24 protein-coding genes and 1 riboswitch are annotated in these 22,386 nt (G+C 56.7%); of the genes, 14 read left to right on the top strand and 10 right to left on the bottom strand.

Going from position 1 to position 22,386, the window contains the following annotated elements; translation table 11 throughout:
• Positions 1–239 precede the first annotated feature (239 nt).
• Both modF and modE read right to left on the bottom strand, forming a co-directional pair.
• Positions 240–1,709, bottom strand: coding sequence for a molybdate ABC transporter ATP-binding protein ModF (gene modF, locus B1H58_RS00920; RefSeq protein ID WP_085067557.1), 1,470 nt, complete (start codon positions 1,707–1,709; stop codon positions 240–242).
• Between the two features lie 76 nt (positions 1,710–1,785).
• Entirely contained in the window at positions 1,786–2,568 is a 783-nt protein-coding gene (gene modE / locus B1H58_RS00915; RefSeq protein ID WP_085067556.1) for a molybdenum-dependent transcriptional regulator, read from the bottom strand.
• Positions 2,569–2,732: 164 nt separating this feature from the next.
• Here modE and B1H58_RS00910 point away from each other — a divergent pair, with 164 nt between their 5' ends.
• The 4 genes from B1H58_RS00910 to modC all read left to right on the top strand — a co-directional run bounded on the left by B1H58_RS00910 (position 2,733) and on the right by modC (position 5,565).
• On the top strand, positions 2,733–2,888 hold the full coding sequence (locus tag B1H58_RS00910; RefSeq protein WP_085067555.1) for an AcrZ family multidrug efflux pump-associated protein: 156 nt from the start codon (positions 2,733–2,735) through the stop codon (positions 2,886–2,888).
• A gap of 150 nt (positions 2,889–3,038) precedes the next feature.
• Positions 3,039–3,815 (top strand): molybdate ABC transporter substrate-binding protein, encoded by a 777-nt coding sequence (gene modA / locus B1H58_RS00905; RefSeq protein ID WP_237172439.1) that lies wholly within the window; start codon positions 3,039–3,041, stop codon positions 3,813–3,815.
• Positions 3,815–4,504 carry a molybdate ABC transporter permease subunit gene (gene modB, locus B1H58_RS00900; RefSeq protein WP_085067553.1) on the top strand — a complete coding sequence of 230 codons (690 nt, stop codon included), beginning with the start codon at positions 3,815–3,817 and terminating at the stop codon, positions 4,502–4,504. Before modA ends, modB begins: the two co-directional genes overlap by 1 nt.
• Positions 4,504–5,565 (top strand): molybdenum ABC transporter ATP-binding protein ModC, encoded by a 1,062-nt coding sequence (gene modC, locus B1H58_RS00895; protein WP_085067552.1) that lies wholly within the window; start codon positions 4,504–4,506, stop codon positions 5,563–5,565. The genes modB and modC overlap by 1 nt, the downstream gene beginning before the upstream one ends.
• A gap of 93 nt (positions 5,566–5,658) precedes the next feature.
• Here the strand turns inward: modC and B1H58_RS00890 are convergent, their stop codons facing one another.
• Positions 5,659–6,477 (bottom strand): pyridoxal phosphatase, encoded by an 819-nt coding sequence (locus tag B1H58_RS00890; protein WP_085067551.1) that lies wholly within the window; start codon positions 6,475–6,477, stop codon positions 5,659–5,661.
• A 158-nt stretch (positions 6,478–6,635) separates the two neighbouring features.
• On the opposite strand from B1H58_RS00890, the gene pgl reads away from it, so the two are divergent.
• Complete coding sequence (gene pgl, locus B1H58_RS00885; protein WP_085067550.1) at positions 6,636–7,631, top strand: 6-phosphogluconolactonase; 996 nt, start codon at positions 6,636–6,638, stop codon at positions 7,629–7,631.
• 151 nt (positions 7,632–7,782) lie between these two features.
• Here pgl and B1H58_RS00880 read toward each other — a convergent pair whose 3' ends face one another.
• The 4 genes from B1H58_RS00880 to bioA all read right to left on the bottom strand — a co-directional run bounded on the left by B1H58_RS00880 (position 7,783) and on the right by bioA (position 11,371).
• Positions 7,783–8,259 (bottom strand): kinase inhibitor, encoded by a 477-nt coding sequence (locus B1H58_RS00880; RefSeq protein ID WP_085067549.1) that lies wholly within the window; start codon positions 8,257–8,259, stop codon positions 7,783–7,785.
• Between the two features lie 12 nt (positions 8,260–8,271).
• A complete protein-coding gene (locus B1H58_RS00875; protein WP_085067548.1) occupies positions 8,272–8,952 on the bottom strand; it encodes a type 1 glutamine amidotransferase domain-containing protein in 681 nt (226 codons plus the stop codon).
• A complete protein-coding gene (locus B1H58_RS00870; RefSeq protein WP_085067547.1) occupies positions 8,952–10,004 on the bottom strand; it encodes an NADP-dependent oxidoreductase in 1,053 nt (350 codons plus the stop codon). The genes B1H58_RS00875 and B1H58_RS00870 overlap by 1 nt, the downstream gene beginning before the upstream one ends.
• A gap of 74 nt (positions 10,005–10,078) precedes the next feature.
• Positions 10,079–11,371, bottom strand: coding sequence for an adenosylmethionine--8-amino-7-oxononanoate transaminase (gene bioA / locus B1H58_RS00865; protein WP_085067546.1), 1,293 nt, complete (start codon positions 11,369–11,371; stop codon positions 10,079–10,081).
• An 86-nt stretch (positions 11,372–11,457) separates the two neighbouring features.
• Between bioA and bioB the strand changes: the two genes are divergently transcribed.
• The 4 genes from bioB to bioD are packed head-to-tail and all read left to right on the top strand — an operon-like array spanning position 11,458 to position 15,046.
• Positions 11,458–12,489, top strand: a complete 1,032-nt coding sequence (bioB, locus tag B1H58_RS00860) for a biotin synthase BioB (protein ID WP_085067545.1) — start codon at positions 11,458–11,460, stop codon at positions 12,487–12,489.
• On the top strand, positions 12,489–13,643 hold the full coding sequence (bioF, locus tag B1H58_RS00855; RefSeq protein WP_085067544.1) for an 8-amino-7-oxononanoate synthase: 1,155 nt from the start codon (positions 12,489–12,491) through the stop codon (positions 13,641–13,643). Before bioB ends, bioF begins: the two co-directional genes overlap by 1 nt.
• Positions 13,624–14,382 (top strand): malonyl-ACP O-methyltransferase BioC, encoded by a 759-nt coding sequence (bioC, locus tag B1H58_RS00850; RefSeq protein ID WP_085067543.1) that lies wholly within the window; start codon positions 13,624–13,626, stop codon positions 14,380–14,382. The genes bioF and bioC overlap by 20 nt, the downstream gene beginning before the upstream one ends.
• Entirely contained in the window at positions 14,375–15,046 is a 672-nt protein-coding gene (gene bioD, locus B1H58_RS00845; RefSeq protein ID WP_085067542.1) for a dethiobiotin synthase, read from the top strand. The genes bioC and bioD overlap by 8 nt, the downstream gene beginning before the upstream one ends.
• A gap of 7 nt (positions 15,047–15,053) precedes the next feature.
• Here bioD and B1H58_RS00840 read toward each other — a convergent pair whose 3' ends face one another.
• Positions 15,054–15,770, bottom strand: coding sequence for an ATP-binding cassette domain-containing protein (locus B1H58_RS00840; protein ID WP_085067541.1), 717 nt, complete (start codon positions 15,768–15,770; stop codon positions 15,054–15,056).
• A gap of 45 nt (positions 15,771–15,815) precedes the next feature.
• Entirely contained in the window at positions 15,816–16,079 is a 264-nt protein-coding gene (locus B1H58_RS20525; RefSeq protein ID WP_157130127.1) for a hypothetical protein, read from the bottom strand.
• 605 nt (positions 16,080–16,684) lie between these two features.
• On the opposite strand from B1H58_RS20525, the gene uvrB reads away from it, so the two are divergent.
• A complete protein-coding gene (gene uvrB, locus B1H58_RS00835) occupies positions 16,685–18,706 on the top strand; it encodes an excinuclease ABC subunit UvrB (protein WP_085067540.1) in 2,022 nt (673 codons plus the stop codon).
• Positions 18,707–18,808: 102 nt separating this feature from the next.
• Here the strand turns inward: uvrB and B1H58_RS00830 are convergent, their stop codons facing one another.
• Positions 18,809–19,717 (bottom strand): gluconeogenesis factor YvcK family protein, encoded by a 909-nt coding sequence (locus B1H58_RS00830; RefSeq protein WP_085067539.1) that lies wholly within the window; start codon positions 19,715–19,717, stop codon positions 18,809–18,811.
• 305 nt (positions 19,718–20,022) lie between these two features.
• Positions 20,023–20,154: riboswitch (molybdenum cofactor riboswitch) on the top strand.
• On the opposite strand from B1H58_RS00830, the gene moaA reads away from it, so the two are divergent.
• The 4 genes from moaA (at position 20,144) to moaD (ending at position 22,386) form a co-directional block, all read left to right on the top strand.
• Complete coding sequence (moaA, locus tag B1H58_RS00825; protein ID WP_085067538.1) at positions 20,144–21,130, top strand: GTP 3',8-cyclase MoaA; 987 nt, start codon at positions 20,144–20,146, stop codon at positions 21,128–21,130. (Overlaps the previous riboswitch by 11 nt.)
• 14 nt (positions 21,131–21,144) lie before the next feature.
• Complete coding sequence (gene moaB / locus B1H58_RS00820; protein WP_085067537.1) at positions 21,145–21,660, top strand: molybdenum cofactor biosynthesis protein B; 516 nt, start codon at positions 21,145–21,147, stop codon at positions 21,658–21,660.
• Between the two features lie 2 nt (positions 21,661–21,662).
• A complete protein-coding gene (gene moaC, locus B1H58_RS00815; RefSeq protein ID WP_085067536.1) occupies positions 21,663–22,148 on the top strand; it encodes a cyclic pyranopterin monophosphate synthase MoaC in 486 nt (161 codons plus the stop codon).
• A complete protein-coding gene (gene moaD / locus B1H58_RS00810) occupies positions 22,141–22,386 on the top strand; it encodes a molybdopterin synthase sulfur carrier subunit (RefSeq protein ID WP_085067535.1) in 246 nt (81 codons plus the stop codon). Before moaC ends, moaD begins: the two co-directional genes overlap by 8 nt.

Genomic DNA, 22,386 nt, shown 5'->3' with positions numbered 1-22,386 from the left:
GCGTGATCCAGTCTGGATAAATGGAATCGTTTACACAAGCTGAAAATTCTTATTTGCCAGTGTTAATAGTATCTGGCGCTTTGTGGATTAATTTAACCGGGTGAAATAATGGTAGCGGTTACATAATGAATGCCGCTTTGTGACAGGCAGCAAATGCAAGAAGAACAGGGGAAATCAGAAGGTAACGATCGGCCTGCGTTTGTGGCTTCATTACGGCCCGGTTTGCCCGGGCCATAACATTAACTCAGCGCGGCAATTTCATAGCGGTAACGATCGTCCTGCGGCACAAAGCTCAAACGGTGGGTAATACATTGCGGCGCATCTTCAGCATGATGCGAAACAAACAGCAATTGCGTCTCGCCTTCGGCAATCAATATATCTACAAAGCGGCGTACCAGCTGTCGATTGATGGGATCCAGTCCCTGTAGCGGCTCGTCCAGAATCAGCAGCGCAGGATGTTTGACCAGCGCCCGCGCAATCAGCACCAGCCGCTGCTGTCCCCACGACAAACTATGAAAAGGCGTATCGCCCTGCGTCGCCATTCCCAGCAGCGCCAGCCAGTTGTCGGCCAGCTTGCGTTGCCGGTCGGAAACCGCCTGATACAGGCCGATAGAGTCGAAATAACCGGAAAGGATCACGTTGCGCACGCTGATGGCGACGCGGTAATCCAGATGCAGGCTGCTGCTGACATAGCCAATATGCTGCTTGATATCCCAGATGGTTTCGCCGCTGCCGCGCCGACGACCAAACAGGGTTAAATCGTTGCTGTAACCCTGCGGATGATCGCCGGTTACCAGGCTCAGCAAGGTTGATTTCCCTGCGCCGTTAGGCCCGACGATTTGCCAGTGCTCGCCTGGCTTAACCTCCCAGGTTAATCCGTGTAAAACCGGTTTATCGTTATAGCTGACCACGCCGTTTTTCAGCACGATGCGCGGCACGTCAGGTGCCAGTCGCGGTTGCTGAGCGGGATTGTCCGCTTCCGGCACCGCCATGCCCGCCAGCTGTTCGCTGTGTGCCAGCTGCGCCACCAGCGCCTCTGCCAGTACCGTTTCGCGTGTGCCGACATGGGTCAGATTACACTCTGCCAGCACGCCGGTACGCTCGACAAAAGCGGGGATATCGTCAAAGCGATTTAACACCAGCACCAGGGTATATCCTTGCTGATGCAGCTGCTCAAGTAGCGCCGCCAGGCTGGCGCGCGAAGCCACATCCAGCCCATCAAAAGGCTCGTCCAGCACCAGCAGATCCGGCTGAGCCATAAGCGCCTGACAAAGCAGGGTCTTGCGCGTTTCACCGGTGGAAAGATATTTAAAGCGGCGTTCCAGCAGGTATTCAATGCCGAACAGCTGCGCCAGCTGGCGGCAGCGCATCTCATCTTTTACCTCTTCCTGAATCATTTCCGCCGCCGTGCGCCCCGTATCCTCTTCGCCTTCGCTCAGGAGATCGGTATTGTTACGCTGCCACTCCTCCTCAACCAGCTTTTGCAGTTTTTCCAGCGACAGGCGCCTCGGGCGGATAAAGTCGCTGGAAAAGCGGCCCTGCAGCGGCGGCAGCTCACCTGTCAACGCGCGCGCCAGTGAAGATTTGCCGCTGCCGTTGGTGCCAACAAAAGCCCAGCTTTCTCCGCCGTGCAGCGTTAAATCATTAAGGGTCAGGATCCGGGTATCGCTAAGACGAAACGTGCCTTGCGAAATTTGCAATGTAGCCATTTTTCATTCCGTTTTTTGCAGCGTAAAAAGGATTTTTAATGGCTGGCTGAAAGCTTGTCAAACAACCGTGACCAATTCAGAGCAGCGTCGCGATAATCACCCGATCGGCATTGAAATGTGCCAGCACCGTCGCCCCTGGCTGTAGATTTTGCTGCACGACCTGCTGATTGCTTAATGTGGCGCACAGGGTTTCGCCGCTGGTCAGGCGCATCAATACTTCGCTTTGCTGCTCGCCATGCTCAATCGCGCTGATGGTACAGGGAAGTTGATTATCCGCCCCGGAAGGCGTATGGCTTACCTCGATCCAGGGCGCTTTGATTAACAGTAACACCTCCTTGCCCGCGCTTAGCTGCAGGCGATCCGCACTCTGCCGGGTCAGGGCAGCTTTCAGACGCGTCTGGCGATCGGCCAGCAAAATGTCAACGTGCTGCTGCACTGGCTCTGCATCACGATTGATGACGGTGCCAAACAGCTGATTACGCGCGCTGGTTTGCAGCGAGAAACGGGCAATGGCCGCCAGCAGGCTATCCAGCGGCAGTTGGTCATCCTGCAACACATCAAACGCCTTTTGCTGAATCTGCTCCAGCAGACGGAACAGCTCAATTAAACGTTCGCCATAGCGCGTAAGCTGCGCGCCGCCGCCGCCTTTGCCGCCCGTTGCGCGCTCTACCAGCGTGCGCTCCGCCAGCTGATTCATCTCATTGATCGCATCCCATGCGCTTTTGTAACTGATGCCAGCCAGTTTTGCGCCCTGGCTAATCGAACCGGTGTGTTTGATTTGCTGCAATAACGCAATCCGGCGCGGATCGGCAAACAGCTTCTGCTGTAGTCGAATAATCAGAGAAATATCAGCCTGCATGCTAAACCCCAAAAAGTGGTAATCATCGGATTGTAAAAGAGGCGGCAGGGGGTGTCACGGCGTTAAGCGCTGCCGCTTAAGGAAAGGTAAAGCGCACAAAATAGCAGTGCGTTTTCTGCCACGCTGGTTAAAATGGTTTTTTTACCGTAATAAACGAGGCAACTATGCTGGAGTTATTAAAAAGCCTTGCTGTCGCCGTGATCATGGTGCCGATCGTAATGGCGATCATTCTTGGCCTGATTTATGGCCTGGGCGAAGTTTTCAACGTCATTTCTAAATTCGGTCATCGTAATGACCAGCCGGCAAAGCATCGCCAGTAGTCCCACCGCGCGATTCTCTTCTTTTAGCAGGGCCGGCATGATGTCGGCCCTGCTGTTTATCTACCCATTTGCCGCTATTTGATCAAACGTATGACATACCTTCCCGTCTCGTTATATTATGCGCTATATAACGTAACCGGGAGAAATGCTATGTCTGCTGTTAAATGGAGCTGCTGGCTGGGTGCTGCCGCCATCAGTTTGAGCGTATCGGGGCACGCCGTTGCCGCGCAAAATGTGACGGTGTTTGCCGCCGCGTCGCTGACCAATGCGCTACAGGATATTGTCAGTCAGTATGAAAAAAACAAACATGAGATTAAAATCGTTACCTCTTACGCCTCCTCGTCGACGCTGGCGCGTCAGATAGAGCAGGGCGCGCCGGCCGATCTGTTTATTTCTGCCGATCAGCAGTGGATGAATTACGCGGCGCAAAAAAACAGTATCGAGGGCGATTCGCGCTATACGCTGCTGGGCAACGATTTGGTGCTTATCGCTCCCGCCGACGCGCAGGCGAAAGCGGTTACCATTGATAAAAATACCGACTGGAAAAGCCTGCTAAAGGGGCAGCGTATTGCTGGCGGCGATCCGGATCATGTTCCGGCCGGTATTTATGCGAAAGAGGCCTTACAAAATTTAGGCGCCTGGGATACGCTGTCGCCGGTTATGGCGCGCGCCAATAATGTACGCGCCGCGCTGGCGCTGGTGGAACGTAACGAAACCCCTTACGGAATTGTTTACGGCTCTGATGCAGTCGCCAGCCATAACGTGACGGTGGTCGGGCATTTCCCGGCAAACAGCCATAAACCGGTGGAATATCCGATGGCCATTGTCAAAGATCACCGCCATCCTGCCGTCAGCGCGTTTTATGACTACTTAAAAGGGCCTGAAGCGGCAACAATATTTAAAAAATATGGATTTACGCCACGCTAATGATATTGAGTGATGTTGAATGGCAGGCTGTCGAGCTCAGCCTGAAAGTTTCTGCTATTGCTGTGTTGTTCAGTTTGCCTTTTGGCATCTTGCTCGCCTGGGTGCTGGCGCGCCGTGAGTTTCGTGGCAAAGCCTTGCTGGATAGTTTGATTCATCTGCCGCTGGTGCTGCCGCCGGTGGTGGTGGGTTATCTGCTGCTGCTGTCGCTCGGGCGGCGCGGCTGGCTGGGCGCATGGCTCTATGACTGGTTTGGTATCAGCTTCGCGTTTAGCTGGCGCGGTGCGGCGTTGGCTGCCGCCGTGGTGGCGCTGCCGCTGATGGTGCGCGCTATTCGCCTGGCGCTGGAGGCGGTCGATCCGAAACTGGAGCAGGCGGCGCGTACCCTGGGGGCCGGGCGCTGGCGCGTGTTTTTTACGGTTACTCTGCCGCTTACGCTGCCGGGCCTGATCGCTGGCACCGTGCTCGCCTTTGCCCGCTCGCTCGGCGAGTTTGGCGCCACCATTACTTTTGTATCCAATATTCCTGGCGAAACCCGCACTATTCCACTGGCGATGTTTACGCTGCTGGAAACGCCGGGAGCCGAAACGAATGCCGCCAGACTCTGCCTGATCGCTATTGCGCTGGCGCTGATTTCATTGCTGCTGTCGGAATGGCTCGCTCGCTGGGGCCGTAAGCGTCTGGGGGGCTGATGCTGGAACTTAACTTCACGTTGCAGCAGGGCGACAGCTCGCTGCAGATCGATACGCAGCTGCCCGCCAGCGGTATTACCGCCATTTTCGGCGTCTCGGGCGCGGGCAAAACCTCATTGATCAATGCCATCGCCGGGCTGGCTGCGCCACAGCAGGGCTATATCCGCCTGAACGGGCGCACGCTGAGCGATGCGGAACAGGCTGTCTGGCTACCGCCCGAGAAACGGCGCGTCGGCTATGTGTTTCAGGAGGCGCGCCTGTTTCCGCATTATCGGGTGCGCGGCAATCTGCGCTACGGTATGGCGAAAAGCCGCCAGGGGCAGTTTGATGCGCTGGTCAGTTTGTTGGGCATTGGCGACCTGCTGGATCGCTTTCCCTGGTCGCTCTCCGGCGGTGAAAAGCAACGCGTGGCGATTGGACGCGCGCTGTTGACCGCGCCCGATATCCTGCTAATGGATGAGCCGCTGGCGGCGCTGGATCTGCTACGTAAGCGCGAACTGCTGCCCTATTTGCAGAAGCTGGCAAAGCAGGTAGATATTCCCTTGCTTTACGTGTCGCACAGCCTGGATGAGATCTTACAGCTGGCGGATCGGGTGCTGGTACTTGATAACGGTCAGGTTAAGGCGACCGGGACGCTGGAAGAGGTATGGAACGGCAGCGCGCTACGTCCGTGGCTGCCGCGTAGCGAACAGAGCAGCGTACTGCGCGTGCAGGTACTGGAGCAGCATCCCGATTATGCCATGACCGCGCTGTCGCTTGGCGATCAGCATATCTGGGTCAGCCGGGTAGACGCGCCGCTGAAAACGCCGCTGCGTATTCGCGTTCAGTCATCGGACGTGTCGTTAATTCTGCAGCCGCCGCTTAACAGCACCATTCGTAACGTGCTGCCCGCGCAGGTCAGCGAGCTGATTGAAGTCTCAAATCAGCAGACTGAAGTCAAGCTGCGCATCGGTTCCAGCGAGCTGTGGGCGCGCATCACGCCGTGGGCGCGCGATGAGCTGGCGATCAAACCGGGAATGTGGCTGTACGCCCAGATCAAAAGCGTTTCTATCACGCCCTGAAAGCGGCGGAGCCGTCTCTGGCTCCGCGGTTTTTTCTCTGCCTGTCAGATAAGGCAGCAACGGCTGGTCCGTTGATGTATGGCACGTAAGGCTTTACAGCACTTCGCGGCGAATGGTTTCTGCAATCCCTGGTTCCAGGTTAGTGCCGATAACCCGCGCGGCGCGCGCTTTAATCGCCTCATCGGCGTTGCCCATCGCGACGCCCAGCCCCACCGTTTCCAGCATGCTGAGATCGTTATAATTATCGCCGAACGCCAGCACATCCTTCATTTCCAGTCCCTGCGAAGCGACCCATTGCGCCAGACGCTTGCCTTTGCTGTTGCCCGCCTGCGCAATATCCACCTGATCGTGCCACGACCATTCGCATGCCAGACCCAGCTCCAGCTCAACGCTTTCGGCAAACTGCTGCAGCGCGCGCGTATCGGGATGGGAGAGGGCGAACTTCCAGATCGCCTGCGCATCCTGCGCGGCGGCAGCCAAATCCGGCACCTGCAAAAAGCACGGACGCTGATGCGGCGGTAATGATTCCGCCCACAGCAGAGTGCGCTCAACATGACCGGTCGGCGTTTGATAGAGCATGGCGTCATCAACGTAGAGCAGGCCGTGAATCGCCTGTTGCTCAAGCATCTCAATCACTTTCAACGCCTGCGGCTTAGCCAGCGGATCGGCAGCTAATACCTTTTTCGCTGCATAATCATACAAATAGGCACCATTACAGCAGATTGCAGGTGTATCTAACGCCAGCGCCTGATAAAAAGGATGGATGGCGCAGTGATGGCGTCCGGTGACGATCAGGACTTTTACCCCGGCCCGTTGGGCTTCGGCAAGGGCGGCCAGCGATTCAGGAAGAATGGTTTTACGCGGCGTCAGCAGCGTACCGTCAAGGTCGAGGGCAATCACGCGATAGCTCATAGTTAATTCCGCCAGTCATTATTAGCAAAGCAGCGATGTTACACCCTGTGGTGCTGGTCACCAAACCATAGCGGCACAATCAATCCGCCGAGTCTGGTTAAAACACGCTACCCTTTGCCACAGGCCAACAATTACAGGTAATCAGACAAGGAGAATTCATGAAGCAAGTTGTTTATACCGCCAGTCCGGAAAGCCAACAGATTCACGTCTGGCGTATGAATGAGGATGGCGCGCTGACGCTGTTGCAAGTGGTGGATGTCGCCGGTCAGGTGCAGCCGATGGTGGTGAACCCCACCCAGCCTTTTTTATACGTAGGCGTGCGCCCACAGTTCCGTACTATTGCATATCGTATCGCTGAGGATGGTACGCTGAGCGAAGCGGGGCAGGCCTCGCTGCCGGGCAGCCCGACGCATATCTCTACCGACCATCAGGGCCGGTTCCTGTTCTGCGGATCTTATAACGACGCCTGCGTCAGCATTAGCCCGATCGGCGCGGATGGCGTACCGCTGGAGCCGAGCCAGATTATTAACGGGCTGGAAGGGTGCCATTCCGCGAATATCGGCAGCGACAACCAGACGCTATTTGTACCAGCCCTGAAGCAGGACCGTATCTGCCTGTTTGATGTCCATGCCACCGGTAAACTCACGCCGCATCAGCAGCCGCAGGTCACTACCGTTGAGGGCGCAGGCCCGCGTCATATGGTGTTCCATCCCAGTCAGCAGTATGCCTACTGCGTCAATGAGCTTAACAGCACCGTTGACGTCTGGAAGCTGCGCAACGCCCACGGCGAAGTAGAGTGCGTACAGAGCCTGGATATGCAGCCTGCCGACTTTACCGACACTCGCTGGGCGGCGGATATTCATCTGACGCCGAATGGTCGTCATCTTTACGCCTGCGATCGTACCTCCAGCACCCTGACTATTTTCAGCGTCAGTGAAGATGGCAGTACGTTAACTCTGCAAGGGCATCAGCCGACGGAAACCCAACCGCGCGGCTTTAACATCGATCGCAGCGGCCAGTATCTGGTTGCGGCGGGGCAGAAATCGCATCATATCGAAGTCTATCGTATCGATGGCGAGCAGGGGCTGCTGACGCCGCTGGCGCGTTATGCGGTAGGGCAGGGCCCGATGTGGGTGGTGATCCACGCGCTGTAAAGCCTGAGCCGCATCGCAGTTTCGGCTGCGCTGCGGCAATAGTGGCAAGGCTGCACAAGAACGCGCAGTTGAGTCAGCAGAGGATAAAAGCAAAAGAGGAATTCAGGCGGCTGGCAGCAGGCGGAGCGCAATAGCGCCCCGCTGAATACTATTAGCTGTAATTCACGGTAATCGATGCGCTGGCGAGGCGGTGGAAATGGACATTAAAGCCTACCATCGCGCCGCTGGCGTTTTCATCCACCTCGATTTTATCCACGTCCAGCGCATGTACGGTAAAAATATAGCGGTGGCTTTCGCCCTGCGGCGGTGCCGCGCCGCCGTAGCCCGCTTTACCAAAATCGGTGCGCGTCTGGATCGCCTCTTCAGGCAGCGATGCCTGACCGGAACCCGCGCCCTGTGGCAGTACCGTGACGTTAGCAGGAATATTCGCCACCACCCAGTGCCACCAGCCGGAACCGGTCGGGGCATCGGGATCGTAGCAGGTCACGACAAAACTTTTCGTGCCTTCCGGCACCTCATCCCAGGCGAGATGCGGTGAAATGTTATCGCCCTGATAACCCATGCCATTAAAGACATGGCGCTCCGGCATCTTTTCGCCGTCGTTAAAATTGTGACTATAAACCCTCATCGCCTCTCCATTTTATTGATGCAACAGTTTCAGTAACTCTTCGGCGGTGGCGGCGGAAGAAGCGGGATTCTGGCCGGTGATCAGATGACCATCGGTTACCGTCCAGACGCCCCAGTCCTGGGTGCGTTCAAACAGGCCGCCCTGTTTCTTCAGCTCATCCTCCACCAGGAAAGGCACAATATCCGACAGCCCGACCGCCTGCTCTTCGCTGTTGGTAAAACCGGTGACGCGTTTACCCGCTACCAGCGGTGTACCGTCTGGTTTTTTCACATGGCGCAAAACGCCTGGCGCGTGGCAAACGGTAGCGACCGGCTTACCGTTGGCGAACAGATTTTCAATCAGCGCGATACTGTGCTTATCCTCGGCCAGATCCCATAGCGGACCGTGGCCGCCGGGATAAAATACCGCGTCGTACTTGCTGCCATCAATGGTTTCCAGACGTTGCGTGTTCGCCAGCGCCTGCTGAGCAGCAATATCCTGACGAAAGCGTTCGGTATCGTGGGTCTGCGCATCCGGCTCGTCGCTTTTCGGATCGAGCGGCGGCTGCCCGCCCTGCGGCGAGGCAAGTACCACGCTGATACCGGCGTCTTTGAAGATATAATAAGGCGCAGCAAACTCCTCCAGCCAGAAGCCGGTTTTTTTGCCGGTATCGCCCAGCCGATCGTGGGACGTTAAGACCATTAAAATTTTCATTATTGCTCTCCCGGTTGATCCATTGCTACCCGAATAACCAGCTTGCCGAAGTTTTTGCCTTCCAGCATGCCAATAAAGGCTTCAGGCGCGTTTTCCAGCTCATCAACCATATGTTCACGGAATACCAGGCGATCTTCCGCTACCCACTGGCTCATCTGACGGAAAAATTCCTCAAAACGATCGCCGTAATCCTGATTGATAATAAAGCCCTGTACCCGCAGGCGCTTACGCAGAATGGCTCCCTGGAACAGCGGTAAATGATCCTGCCCCTGCGGCAGGTCGGTGCTGTTATAGTCGGCTATCAGGCCGCACAGCGGGATTCGGCCTTTGCTGTTCATCAGCGGCAATACCGCGTTGAACACTTTGCCGCCGACATTTTCAAAATAGACGTCGATGCCGTCAGGGCAGTGCTGCTTCAGCTGCTGCGCCAGATCGTCGCGGCGGTGATCGACACAGTGGTCAAAGCCCAGTTTTTCCATAGCGTAGCGGCATTTTTCTTCACCGCCGGCGATGCCGACCACGCGACAGCCTTTCAGCTTCGCGATTTGACCCACTACCGAGCCAACGGCGCCGGTTGCGGCTGCCACCACCACGGTTTCGCCCGGTTGCGGATTACCAATATCCAGCAGCCCCATATAGGCGGTAAAGCCGGTCATTCCCAACAGGCTCAACGCCCACGAAGGGTGCTTTAACACCGGGCCCTGTAATTTAAACAGACCACGGCCATCCGACAGCGCATAATCCTGCCAGCCGCTCTGGCTGACCACCCAGTCGCCCTGCTGATAGTCGGGATGCTGCGACTGCTCAACAATCGCCACCGTACCGCCACCCAGCACATCTCCCACGGCAAAAGGCTCAACGTAGGAAGGCGCATCGCTCATGCGACCGCGCATATAAGGGTCGAGTGAGAGATAAACCGTCCGTAACAGCAGCTCTCCCTCGCCGGGCGTGGGAACCGGCTGCGTATCAAGACGAAAGTTGGCGGAAGTCGGCGCACCGTGTGGACGCGAGACCAGAATGACGCGGCGATTATGCTCTTTCTGCTGTGACATTATTCACTCCTTGGCTAATGGGGATGCTAAAAGCGTAGTTTATCCCACGGCCCCGCGCTTAACGGCGGTCGGCATTAGCCCGGCAGAAACAGTTCGGCGTGATCCAGTGCCGCCTTAATTGCTTCGGTTAGCTGGCTCAGCTGCTGCGATGTAATCACATAGGGCGGCATCAGATAGATCAGTTTGCCAAAGGGACGGATCCATACGCCGTGCTCAACGAAAAAGCGCTGTATTGCTGCCATATTGACCGGCTGACGGCTTTCAATCACGCCGATAGCGCCCAGGACGCGCGCGTCCGCAACCTGCGGATGAGCCGTCAGCGGCAGCAGCGCGGTGCGTAGCTGTTGTTCAATGGTCGCTACCTGCGTCTGCCAGTCGCCTTCCTGCAGCAGTGCCAGACTGGCATCGGCCACGGCGCAGGCCAGCGGATTGCCCATAAAGGTTGGTCCGTGCATAAAGCAGCCCGCCGCGCCATTGCTGATGGTGTTCGCTACTTCGCGTGTGGTCAGCGTGGCGGAAAGCGTCATGGTGCCACCGGTCAGCGCTTTGCCCAGACAGAGAATATCAGGTGCGATACCGGCATGGTCGCAGGCGAAAAGTTTGCCGGTACGGCCAAAGCCGGTGGCGATCTCATCGGCAATCAATAGTACCTGATAGCGATCGCACAGCGCGCGGACCTGCTGCAGATAATCAGGATGGTAAAAGCGCATCCCGCCAGCGCCCTGCACAATCGGCTCAAGGATCACGGCGGCGATGCTGCCTGCATGCGTGGCAATCTGCGCGGCAAATTCGGCAATATCCTGCTCATCCCAGCAATCATCAAAGCCACACTGCGGCGCGGGTGCAAACAGATGCGTTGGCAGATAGCCCTGCCACAGGCTGTGCATTGAATTATCGGGGTCGCAAACCGACATGGCGGAGAAGGTATCGCCATGATAGCCGCGTCGCAGGGTTAAAAAGCGCTGCCGCCGCTCACCGCGCGCCTGCCAGTATTGCAGCGCCATTTTCATTGCCACTTCCACGGCCACCGAGCCGGAATCGGCCAGAAACACGCACTCCAGCGGCGCAGGCGTCATGTCTACCAGACGGCGGCAGAGCGCCACGGCGGCGGGATGCGTAATACCGCCGAACATCACATGCGACATTTGCGTCATCTGCTGCTGCAGCGCCTGATTCAGACGAGGGTGGTTATAGCCGTGGATCGCCGCCCACCATGAGGACATGCCATCCACCAGCTCACGACCATCGGCCAGTTGCAAATGAACGCCCCGCGCGCCCACTACCGGATAACAGGGCAGCGGTTCGCTCATGGAAGTATAAGGATGCCAGATATGGTCGCGGTCGAAGGCGAGATCGTCAGAAGTCATGATCACTTGTAAACCAAAATAAAAAGATTTAGTTTACAAGTCTACATCAGATACCATGATAAAAACGACCCTTTCTGGAGTAAGCAATGTCAATGCGCTGGACGCTGGCACAGGCTCAGGCCCTGTTTAATAAGCCTTTTCTTGAACTTATGTTTGAAGCGCAGCAGGTACACCGGCAGCACTTCGACCCGCGTCAGGTACAGGTGAGTACGCTGTTATCGATTAAAACCGGTGCCTGCCCGGAAGATTGCAAATACTGTCCGCAAAGCGCCCGTTATAAAACCGGGCTGGAATCAGAACGCCTGATGGAAGTGGAAGAGGTGCTGGCCTCGGCGCGTAAGGCGAAGGCGGCAGGCTCCTCCCGTTTCTGTATGGGCGCGGCATGGAAAAACCCCAACGATCGCGATATGCCTTACCTGGAAAAAATGGTGCAGGGCGTAAAGGCGATGGGGCTGGAAACCTGTATGACGCTAGGTACCCTTAACGATGAGCAGGCACAGCGGCTGGGCGCAGCGGGACTCGATTTTTACAACCATAACCTTGATACCTCGCCGGAGTTTTACGGCAATATCATCACTACCCGCACCTATCAGGAGCGACTGGATACGCTGGAAAAAGTGCGCGAGGCGGGGATCAAAGTCTGTTCCGGCGGCATCGTCGGTCTGGGGGAGGAGGTAAAAGATCGCGCCGCGCTGCTGGTACAGCTGGCGAACCTGCCAACGCCGCCGGAAAGCGTGCCGATCAACATGCTGGTTAAGGTCAAAGGCACGCCGCTGGCGGATAACGAGGATGTCGATCCTTTTGATTTTATCCGTACCATCGCCGTGGCGCGCATCATGATGCCGCGTTCGCACGTGCGTCTCTCCGCCGGGCGCGAGCAGATGAGTGAGCAGACCCAGGCGATGTGCTTTATGGCGGGCGCGAACTCTATTTTCTACGGTTGCAAACTGCTTACCACGCCTAACCCGGAAGAGGATAAGGATCTGCTGCTGTTCCGTAAGCTGGGCCTTAATCCTGAGCACACCCACACTCACGCCGGGGATAACGAACAGCAACAGGCGCTGGCGCAGCAGCTGGTTAACGCCGATACCCCACAGTATTACAACGCGGCTCAGTAATGAGCTGGCAACATCGGATTGCAGCAGCGCTGACCGAGCGTCAGCAGCAGCAGCGCTTTCGTCAGCGCAGCCTGCTGGAACAGAGCCGCGCGGGCTGGCTGCTGCATAACGGAAAACACTACCGCAACTTCGCCAGCAATGATTATCTCGGGTTGAGCCATGATGCGCGTCTGGTGCAGGCCTGGCAGCAGGGCGCTGAACGCTACGGCGTGGGTGCCGGGGCGTCGGGTCATGTTACCGGCTATGCGTTGCCGCACGCTCAACTGGAAGCGGAGCTGGCTGACTGGCTTGGCTATCCCTGTGCGCTGCTGTTTAATTCCGGCTATGCCGCTAATCAGGCTGCGATCGGCGCGCTGGCAAAGGCGGGCGACCGCATCCTGGCGGATAAACTGTCACACGCCTCGCTGCTGGAAGCGGCCAGCCTCAGTCCGGCCACGCTGCGGCGTTTTGCCCATAATCAGCCAGAGAGCCTGCAACGTCTGTTAACCCCGCAAGAGGCGGGCGAAACGCTGGTGGTAACCGAAGGGGTATTCAGCATGGATGGCGACAGCGCGCCGCTGGGCGCGCTGCATCAGCTTACGCAGCAGGCAGGCGGCTGGCTGCTGGTGGATGATGCGCATGGTATCGGCGTACAGGGCGAACAGGGACGCGGCAGCTGCTGGCAGCAGGGCGTCAGGCCGGAACTGCTGATCGTTACCTTTGGCAAAGCATTTGGCATCAGCGGCGCGGCGTTGCTGTGCGATAACGACACCGCGAATTATCTGCTGCAGTTTGCCCGCCATCTGATCTACAGCACGGCAATGCCGCCAGCGCAGGCCGAAGCGCTGCGTGCGGCATTGCAAGCTGTCCAGCAGGGCGACGATCTGCGTCAACAACTGGCGGCGAACATTGCCCGCTTTCGTCACGGCGCCGCGCAACTCTCCTTAATGCTACTGCCTTCCTCCACCGCTATTCAGCCGTTGCTGGTGGGTGAGGATAGCCAGGCGCTGACGCTCGCCAGCCGTCTGCGTCAGCGCGGCTGCTGGGTTACGGCGATTCGACCACCTACGGTGCCGCCGGGCACGGCGCGCCTGCGTCTTACCTTAACCGCAAGTCACACGGCGGACGATATCGATCGGCTACTGGAGGCGCTGTATGACGCACAAAGTGAATAAGCAGGCGGTGGCGCAGGCATTTGGCCGCGCGGCAGGCGGTTACGACCGCTTTGCCGAACTACAGCGCTACAGCGGAGAACGCCTTATGGCGCTGCAGCCTGCGTTATCCGGCGGAACCGTGCTGGATGCGGGTTGCGGCACCGGCTGGTTCAGCCGACGCTGGCGCGAGCAGGGTCATCAGGTCATAGCCCTTGATCTTTCACCAGGCATGCTGACACAGGCGCGGCGCGATGAGACCGCGCATCACTATCTGCTGGGTGATATTGAGGCGCTGCCGTTGCATGCGCGCTGCATAGATATCTGCTGGAGTAATCTGGCAATGCAGTGGTGCGACGATCTGGCGCAGGGGCTGCGTGAGCTGTGTCGGGTAACGCGCCCTGGCGGACGGGTACTGTTTTCTACTCTGGCGGAGGATTCACTGTATGAGATGCGCAGCGCCTGGCAGGCGCTGGATGACTATCAACATGTGAATACCTTTCTTTCCGTGGCGGCGATCCAGCGTGCTGGCGACGGCCTGGGGTTGCGGCTGAGCAGCGAAACGGTTGAGCAGCGCTTTCCTGATGTGCGCAGCGCGCTGCAATCGCTAAAAGGCATCGGCGCCACCCATATTCATCAGGGGCGTGCCAGCGGGCTATTAACGCGCCAGCGCCTGCAGCAGCTGGCACAGCACTGGCCGCAGGATGAACGCGGCTATCGACTCTCTTATCAACTGGTTACCGGAGTAATTGATTGTGAGTAACTGCTGGTTCCTGACCGGAACCGATACTGAAGTAGGCAAAACCGTTGCCAGCAGCGCGCTGCTGCAGGCAGCTAACCGCGCGGGCTTTCGTACTGCAGGCTATAAGCCAGTGGCCTCCGGCAGTGAAATGACGCCGGAGGGTATCCGCAACGGCGATGCGCTGGCGCTGCAGCGTAACAGCAGCGTGCCGCTGAGCTATGAACAGGTGAATCCGCTGGTGTTTATGGAGCCGACATCGCCGCATATTGTCAGCGCCGATACCGGCCAGCCGATTGAATTCGCGCGGCTTTCCGCCGGGCTGCAGACGCTACGGGAAAAAGCTGAATGGGTGCTGGTCGAGGGCGCGGGCGGCTGGTATACGCCGTTGTCGGAGCAGCAGACATATGCTGACTGGGTGCGTGAGGAGCAGCTGCCGGTGATCCTGGTGGTGGGCATTAAACTGGGCTGTATCAACCATGCGATGCTCAGCGCTGAAGCGATCCTCAATGCAGGACTGCCGCTGGCGGGCTGGATCGCCAACGATATTCAGCCGCCGGGCCGACGTCATCAGGAATATATGGCGACCCTGCAACAGCGCCTGCCTGCGCCTCTGCTGGGCGAAATTCCCTGGCTGGAGCAGGTTGATAACGCCGCGCTGGGCGACTATGTTCGTCTGCCCGTCTGACGCGCGTTTAGCTCACCGCCAGCCATTTATCCACGACCTTTTCATCCAGTTCCGCAACGTGGCCCTGCGCCACGTTGCGTCCACGATGCAGCAGCAAAAAATAGTCCGCTACGCGACGAATAACTGAAACACGCTGTTCCAGCAGCAGGATCGTCAGGCCAAATTCATGATTCAGTCGATGCAGCAAATTACCGGTTTCCTCCTCCAGCCACGGCGACATTCCTTCGGTTGGTTCATCCAAAATCAACAGTTGCGGCTGTAGCGCCAGCGCACGGGCCAGCGCCAGATTCTGCTGTTGCTCCAGGGTTAGATCGCCGCTGCGCTGATGACGCAGCTGCCACAGCGTGGGAAACAGTTCATAAACCAGCGGCGGAATGGCACTGTGGCGATCCTGCTGGCCAGCCAGCAAGGCGATCAGCAGATTCTCCTCGACGCTGAGCTGGGAAAAAATCTGCCGTCCCTGCGGCACATAGCCGATCCCCAGCCGCGCGCGCGTTGCCGCTGGCTGCATCAGTAAATTTTCCGGCGGCGATCCAGCCTGCTGCCATATCATGCTGCCGCTGTTAACCGGCAGGTGGCCCATAATACAGTTTACCAGGGTGGTTTTTCCCATGCCGGGCTGAGCGATTATGCCGGTACAGGTGCCGGGCGGCAGGTCAAGATCCACATCCCACAGGATATGGTTTTTACCGTAAAACTGATTCACCGAACGTAAACGCAGCATCTGATAATCTCCTTCCGTACAGTTCAAATCATTCTGCCGTCTGCCTCAGGTCAGGCAGGTAACAGATGTCGGCGAGGTGATATCACCGCCTTTTTCCCCTGGAGGCTCAAGGGCCGATCCTGACAGGAGGTCCATGCTTTCTTGCAATCCACAGGCCAAATCATCGAAAACGGGCTGAAGACGGGCTGTTATGGCATGAACCGCAGGAGTTAAATGGTCAGAAATACTTAATAATTTAATCGGGTAATAAATGGGCTGCACGCTGACGGTGCCGATGAGATCACGCTTATGGTGCAGAGGAACCACCATAAGGCAGAAAAATTTATTAATAACGGCTTGACGTTTAGGACAGAAAAATCCCGGCAACGCCGAATAGCAGGCGTTAAACCAGAAAATTCAGGGGCAGGTCAGGCTGAAAAACGCGAAAAAAAAATATTTCATCCGTGTTACGGCCCGGGGCGTAATTTTATCCATCCCCGATGTTGCGGGGCCTGTAAACAGTTATCCACTATTCCTGTGGATAACCATGTGCATTACCGAGTGAAAACAACGTGCAAGCCAGAGCGGGCGCGGCTTTTTCCTGAACTGGCGCGAAACTGGGCTTTATTTATATTTTATTAAATTTCAATATGTTAGTTAAAATCAAGCCTGCCATTGCGCACGCTTTTTTCCGCTATGGCTTTTGCGCTGCGCCTATTGACAAATGTTAAATGCTGCCCGCTGTTGGGGATAACCTTGCGTCTCTTAATATTATCCCCATGTAATGATAAGTCTTTAAATTGTCGCTTTGCCTTTTTTATGGGTATCGGGCAAAATAACTGATTATTTATCCAGTGTCACGCGCTGGAAAAATCATCGAAGCGGAGTAAAATTATCCTCCTGTCCGTGCAATTCTTCAGCAGAGATCATTCCTAATGAGTAAAGCCTTTAAACTTAACTCCGCCTTTCAGCCCTCCGGCGACCAGCCAGAGGCGATACGTCGTCTGAAAGAGGGGCTTGAGGACGGTCTGGCACACCAGACGCTGCTGGGGGTGACCGGCTCCGGGAAAACCTTCACCGTTGCCAACGTGATTGCCGATCTTAACCGGCCAACAATGGTGTTAGCGCCCAATAAAACGCTGGCGGCGCAGCTGTATGGCGAAATGAAAGAATTCTTTCCCGATAATGCCGTCGAGTATTTTGTTTCTTACTACGACTACTATCAGCCTGAAGCCTACGTGCCCAGCTCCGACACCTTTATCGAAAAAGACGCCTCGGTGAACGAACATATTGAGCAGATGCGTCTTTCCGCCACCAAAGCGCTGCTGGAGCGGCGTGATGTGATCGTGGTGGCGTCGGTTTCGGCTATTTACGGCCTGGGCGATCCCGATCTGTATCTGAAAATGATGCTGCACCTGTCGCGCGGTATGCTTATCGACCAGCGTAGTATTTTGCGGCGCCTGGCTGAGCTGCAGTACAGCCGTAACGATCAGGCGTTTCAGCGTGGCACTTTCCGCGTACGCGGCGAAGTGATCGATATTTTCCCGGCGGAATCGGACGATCTGGCGCTGCGCGTCGAGCTGTTCGATGAAGAGGTAGAGCGGCTGTCGCTGTTCGATCCGCTTACCGGACAGATAGATTCCGTGGTGCCGCGCTTTACCATCTATCCGAAAACGCACTACGTTACGCCGCGCGAACGTATTTTGCAGGCGATGGAAGAGATCAAACTTGAACTGGCCGACCGTCGTAAAACGCTGCTGGCGAACAACAAGCTGCTGGAAGAGCAGCGCCTGACGCAGCGTACCCAGTTTGATCTGGAGATGATGAACGAGCTGGGTTACTGCTCCGGCATCGAAAACTATTCACGTTATCTCTCCGGACGCGGGCCGGGCGAGCCGCCGCCAACGCTGTTTGACTATTTGCCTGCGGATGGGCTGCTGGTGGTGGATGAGTCCCACGTTACTATTCCGCAAATCGGCGGCATGTACCGTGGCGATCGGGCGCGTAAAGAGACGCTGGTGGAGTATGGTTTCCGACTGCCGTCGGCGTTGGATAACCGCCCGATGAAGTTTGAAGAGTTTGAGGCGCTGGCGCCGCAGACCATCTATGTTTCGGCGACGCCGGGCAACTACGAGCTGGAAAAATCCGCTGGCGAAGTGATCGATCAGGTGGTGCGTCCTACCGGTCTGCTCGACCCGATTATTGAAGTGCGCCCGGTCGCTACTCAGGTGGACGATCTGCTGTCGGAAATCCGCAAGCGCGTTGAGATTAACGAGCGCGTGCTGGTGACCACGCTGACCAAGCGCATGGCGGAGGATTTGACCGAATATCTGGAAGAGCACGGCGAGAAGGTACGCTATCTGCACTCAGATATTGATACCGTTGAGCGTATGGAAATTATCCGCGATCTGCGTCTGGGCGAATTCAACGTGCTGGTGGGCATCAACCTGTTGCGTGAAGGGCTGGATATGCCGGAAGTGTCGCTGGTGGCGATTCTGGATGCCGATAAAGAGGGCTTCCTGCGTTCTGAACGCTCGCTGATTCAGACCATCGGACGCGCGGCACGTAACGTTAACGGCAAGGCAATTCTTTACGGCGATCGGATTACGCCTTCGATGGCGAAAGCGATTGGCGAAACCGAGCGTCGCCGCGAGAAACAGATCGAGTACAACACTGAACACGGTATTGTGCCGCAGGGCCTGAACAAGAAAATTACCGATATTCTTGAGCTGGGCAAAAGCGCGACCAAAGGGAAAACGCGTGGCAAGAGCAGCAATCGTGGCGCTGCTGAGACCGAAGCCAGTTATCTGGCGCTTACGCCGCAGGCGCTGCAGAAAAAGATCCACCAGCTGGAAACGCAGATGCAGCAGCATGCGCAAAATCTGGAGTTCGAAGAAGCCGCCAACGTGCGCGATCAGTTACATCAGCTACGCGAGCTGTTTATCGCTGCTTCGTAAATAACGCGTCCCGAAAAAGCCGCCGCCTGAACCGCTGCGGCTTTTTTTATGGACGTGTCAGAAGCCACCGCCCGGAGTCTGTTTCGCTACGGATAGCGCGCCTTAGCCGAGCGCCTGAAGTGCCTGCTCCAGCGCCAGACGCAGCAGCTGGCGATCGTGACGGTAGGGGATATCCGCCGCTTCCAGAGGCTGTTGCACAATCAGCCGATCCTGAACGCCCTGCACATCCACTCGTGGGCCAACCACCACCGCGTCAATCACCTTTTTGCCAATATACTTTTCCATGATCGCCAGCTTATCTTCCAGCCTGAGGCCGGCTGCGGCGGGACTGAGTTCCCGGCCCAGATTACCAATAAAAATCAGCGGTGCGGGCGTGCGGCGCAGCGCCTGCGCCATTTCATCCATCAGCAACAGCGGCATCAGGCTGGTAAAAAAGCTGCCGGGTCCGATCAAAATTAGATCGGCTTCGGCAATCGCCTCTATCGCCTCGCGCGTTGGTGCCACGTTGGGATGCAGCATTAAATCCTGCGGCACCCGTGCCAGCGTATCGATCGCCGTTTCGCCGTAAACCATATGACCTTCGCAGTCGGTTGCCATTAAATCCACCGGCTGCTCCGACATAGGGATCAGCATGGCATCCACCTTCAGCATATCGCGTATCAGATTAATCGCCTCCAGCGGGCGCACGCTGAGATGATCGAGTGCTTTCAGCATCAGGTTGCCAAGGTTATGTCCTGCCAGCTCGCCATTGCCGGTAAAGCGATACTCAAACATTGCCGACGCCACACCCGGCTCGGTAATCAGCTGGTTCAGGCAGTTACGCGTATCGCCCCAGGCTATGCCGCCCTCCGATCGTCGGATACGACCGGTAGAGCCGCCGTTATCGGTGGTGGTCACGATGCCGGTCAGACGTGAGCCCAGCGAAGCAAGGGCCGACATCACGCGTCCCAGTCCGTGTCCGCCGCCCAGGGCCACCACCCGATCCAGATCCGCAAGGGTACGATTACGCATAATTCTCCTGACAATAAGTGACGGTCATCTTAACCGTCGAATCGCCACAGGATAATCGTTTCTCCGGGCGTTTAATACTCTCTGGCCGCAGCAGCACGGCTGTGATTTGCCGAACAAGGTGCAAAAATGCGCTATCACAATCATCGTTCGGGCTTCGCTTGTGAATAATTAAAATCATTGTGCAGGGAACTGTCGCTATCATGCAGGAAAATGCATCTAAGTATCGATATATATCGGGTTATATAACGAAATTCACCGTGGCATACCGGGATAAATGGCGTTACTATTTGCAGATTCCTGTTTAACAGGCAAAACCACACTCAAGCCTTTGCGCCTACGTCGACAGATAGGGGGCACTGGCCGCAGCCGCGAGCTGCCAGGGTGCAGAAAGAAATGACTGCATCTCCCATTTGGAAAGGTGTTCCGGTGACCCAATTTATTGATTCCTATGCCCGCAAGTTCTATTACTTGCGTTTGTCGATCACGGATGTGTGCAACTTTCGCTGCACCTACTGCCTGCCCGATGGCTATAAGCCGCAGGGCGCGACAAACAAAAGTTTCCTTTCGCTTGATGAGATTCGGCGTGTTACGCGCGCATTTGCCGATGCCGGTACGGAAAAAGTCCGTCTGACCGGCGGCGAACCGAGCCTGCGCCGCGACTTTGTCGATATCATTGCTGCCGTGCGTGAAAATCGGGGGATCCGTCAGCTGGCGGTCACCACCAACGGCTACCGTATGGCGCGCGATGTCGCACGCTGGCGCGATGCAGGCCTGACCTCCATTAACGTTAGCGTCGATAGTCTTGATGCACGTCAATTCCACGCCATTACCGGTCAGGATAAATTTCACCAGGTCATGCGCGGTATTGACGCTGCCCTGGAGGCCGGTTTCAGCAAAGTGAAAGTCAATAGCGTGCTGATGCGCGATGTTAACCATCACAGCCTGCAAACCTTCCTCGACTGGATTCGCCACCGCCCGATTCAGCTACGTTTTATTGAGCTGATGGAAACCGGGGAGGGCAGCGATCTGTTTCGACGTCACCATATTTCCGGCGAAGTGATCCGCGATCAGCTGATTATGCAGGGCTGGCAGCGTCAGATTCGGGCGCGCAGCGACGGTCCGGCGCAGGTGTTTAGCCATCCTGACTATCAGGGCGAAATTGGCCTGATCATGCCTTATGAACGCGATTTTTGCGCCAGCTGCAATCGCCTGCGGGTATCGGCCACTGGCAATCTGCATCTCTGTTTGTTTGGCGATGGCGGCGTGCCGCTACGCGATCTTCTGGTTTCTGATGCGCAGCAGCCTGAGCTACAGGCGCGCATCGCCGAAAGCCTGGGGCATAAAAAGCAGACGCACTTCCTGCATCAGGGCAACACCGGCATTACGCAGAATCTTTCATTTATCGGCGGTTAAACGCGGAGCAAAGCATGGGCAAAGCCACACCGGAATTTCAGGCGCTACAGGTTGCGGTACTGACCGTTTCCGATCGCCGCGACGCCTCAGATGATACCTCAGGCGACTATTTACGCGAGGCGGTGACCGAAGCGGGTCATCAGGTACGCGATCACGCGATTGTTGCAGACAATCTCTACCGCATCCGTGCGGTGGTCTCCAGCTGGATTGCCAGCGATGATATTCAGGTGATCCTGATCAACGGCGGCACCGGCTTTAACAGCAAAAACAGTACGCCGGAAGCGCTGCTGCCGCTGTTTGACAGGGAAATTGAAGGCTTCGGCGAAGTGTTTCGCATGCTGTCATGGGAGGAGATTGGTTCTTCAACCCTGCAGTCGCGTGCGGTGGCCGGTCTGGCTAACCAGACGCTGATTTTCGCGATGCCAGGCTCGACTTCTGCCTGCCAGACCGCCTGGGAACGTATTATCTGTGAGCAGCTCGACGCCCGCACGCGCCCCTGCCAGTTTGTATCACATCTGAAAAAATCATAACTATGTCGCAATTAACCCACATTAATGCCGCAGGCGAAGCGCATATGGTTGATGTCTCTGCCAAAGCGGAAACGCTGCGTGAAGCGCGCGCGGAAGCCTGCGTCGTGATGGCGCCCGCCACGCTGCAAATGATCATTGAGGGGCGTCATCATAAAGGCGACGTCTTTGCCACCGCCCGTATCGCCGGTATTCAGGCAGCAAAACGCACCTGGGAGCTGATCCCGCTCTGTCATCCGCTGATGCTGAGCAAGGTTGAAGTGGAACTCACCGCCGAGCCGGAAAAAAATCGGGTGCGGATTGAGTCGGTTTGTCGGCTAACCGGCAAAACCGGCGTAGAGATGGAGGCGTTAACCGCCGCTTCCGTAGCTGCGTTGACCATTTACGATATGTGTAAAGCAGTACAGAAAGATATGGTCATTGAGTCAGTGCGCCTGCTGCAGAAAAGCGGCGGCAAATCAGGGGATTTTCAGGCGGTGGATAATGATTAACGTGCTGTTTTTCGCGCAGGTACGCGAACTGGTGGCGACCTCTTCTTTATCGCTGCCGGCGGAATATGCCACGGTAGAAGAGCTACGCGCAGCGCTGGCCGCCCGTGGCGATCGTTGGGATCTGGCGCTGAGCGCGGGCAAACTGCTGGCCTCGGTAAACCAGACGCTGGTATCGCTACAGCATCCGTTACAGGATGGCGACGAGGTCGCTTTCTTTCCGCCGGTCACCGGAGGTTAA

The sequence above is a fragment of the Pantoea alhagi genome (genome assembly GCF_002101395.1).
Taxonomy (GTDB): domain Bacteria; phylum Pseudomonadota; class Gammaproteobacteria; order Enterobacterales; family Enterobacteriaceae; genus Mixta; species Mixta alhagi.
The sequence above is the reverse complement of the archived record's forward strand: the minus strand, read 5'-3'. Positions and strand labels throughout refer to the sequence as shown.

Excerpts from the sequence above, each read along its gene's own strand:
- bioF (WP_085067544.1), top strand. The coding sequence starts at position 12,489 with ATGAGCTGGCAACATCGGATTGCAGCAGCGCTGACCGAGCGTCAGCAG.
- B1H58_RS00880 (WP_085067549.1), bottom strand. The coding sequence starts at position 8,259 with ATGAGGGTTTATAGTCACAATTTTAACGACGGCGAAAAGATGCCGGAG.
- B1H58_RS00840 (WP_085067541.1), bottom strand. The coding sequence starts at position 15,770 with ATGCTGCGTTTACGTTCGGTGAATCAGTTTTACGGTAAAAACCATATC.
- B1H58_RS00910 (WP_085067555.1), top strand. The coding sequence starts at position 2,733 with ATGCTGGAGTTATTAAAAAGCCTTGCTGTCGCCGTGATCATGGTGCCG.
- bioA (WP_085067546.1), bottom strand. The coding sequence starts at position 11,371 with ATGACTTCTGACGATCTCGCCTTCGACCGCGACCATATCTGGCATCCT.
- modE (WP_085067556.1), bottom strand. The coding sequence starts at position 2,568 with ATGCAGGCTGATATTTCTCTGATTATTCGACTACAGCAGAAGCTGTTT.
- bioC (WP_085067543.1), top strand. The coding sequence starts at position 13,624 with ATGACGCACAAAGTGAATAAGCAGGCGGTGGCGCAGGCATTTGGCCGC.
- modC (WP_085067552.1), top strand. The coding sequence starts at position 4,504 with ATGCTGGAACTTAACTTCACGTTGCAGCAGGGCGACAGCTCGCTGCAG.
- B1H58_RS00830 (WP_085067539.1), bottom strand. The coding sequence starts at position 19,717 with ATGCGTAATCGTACCCTTGCGGATCTGGATCGGGTGGTGGCCCTGGGC.
- uvrB (WP_085067540.1), top strand. The coding sequence starts at position 16,685 with ATGAGTAAAGCCTTTAAACTTAACTCCGCCTTTCAGCCCTCCGGCGAC.
- pgl (WP_085067550.1), top strand. The coding sequence starts at position 6,636 with ATGAAGCAAGTTGTTTATACCGCCAGTCCGGAAAGCCAACAGATTCAC.
- B1H58_RS00870 (WP_085067547.1), bottom strand. The coding sequence starts at position 10,004 with ATGTCACAGCAGAAAGAGCATAATCGCCGCGTCATTCTGGTCTCGCGT.
- B1H58_RS20525 (WP_157130127.1), bottom strand. The coding sequence starts at position 16,079 with ATGGTGGTTCCTCTGCACCATAAGCGTGATCTCATCGGCACCGTCAGC.
- bioB (WP_085067545.1), top strand. The coding sequence starts at position 11,458 with ATGTCAATGCGCTGGACGCTGGCACAGGCTCAGGCCCTGTTTAATAAG.
- moaD (WP_085067535.1), top strand. The coding sequence starts at position 22,141 with ATGATTAACGTGCTGTTTTTCGCGCAGGTACGCGAACTGGTGGCGACC.
- moaC (WP_085067536.1), top strand. The coding sequence starts at position 21,663 with ATGTCGCAATTAACCCACATTAATGCCGCAGGCGAAGCGCATATGGTT.
- modF (WP_085067557.1), bottom strand. The coding sequence starts at position 1,709 with ATGGCTACATTGCAAATTTCGCAAGGCACGTTTCGTCTTAGCGATACC.
- modA (WP_237172439.1), top strand. The coding sequence starts at position 3,039 with ATGTCTGCTGTTAAATGGAGCTGCTGGCTGGGTGCTGCCGCCATCAGT.
- modB (WP_085067553.1), top strand. The coding sequence starts at position 3,815 with ATGATATTGAGTGATGTTGAATGGCAGGCTGTCGAGCTCAGCCTGAAA.
- moaB (WP_085067537.1), top strand. The coding sequence starts at position 21,145 with ATGGGCAAAGCCACACCGGAATTTCAGGCGCTACAGGTTGCGGTACTG.
- B1H58_RS00875 (WP_085067548.1), bottom strand. The coding sequence starts at position 8,952 with ATGAAAATTTTAATGGTCTTAACGTCCCACGATCGGCTGGGCGATACC.
- B1H58_RS00890 (WP_085067551.1), bottom strand. The coding sequence starts at position 6,477 with ATGAGCTATCGCGTGATTGCCCTCGACCTTGACGGTACGCTGCTGACG.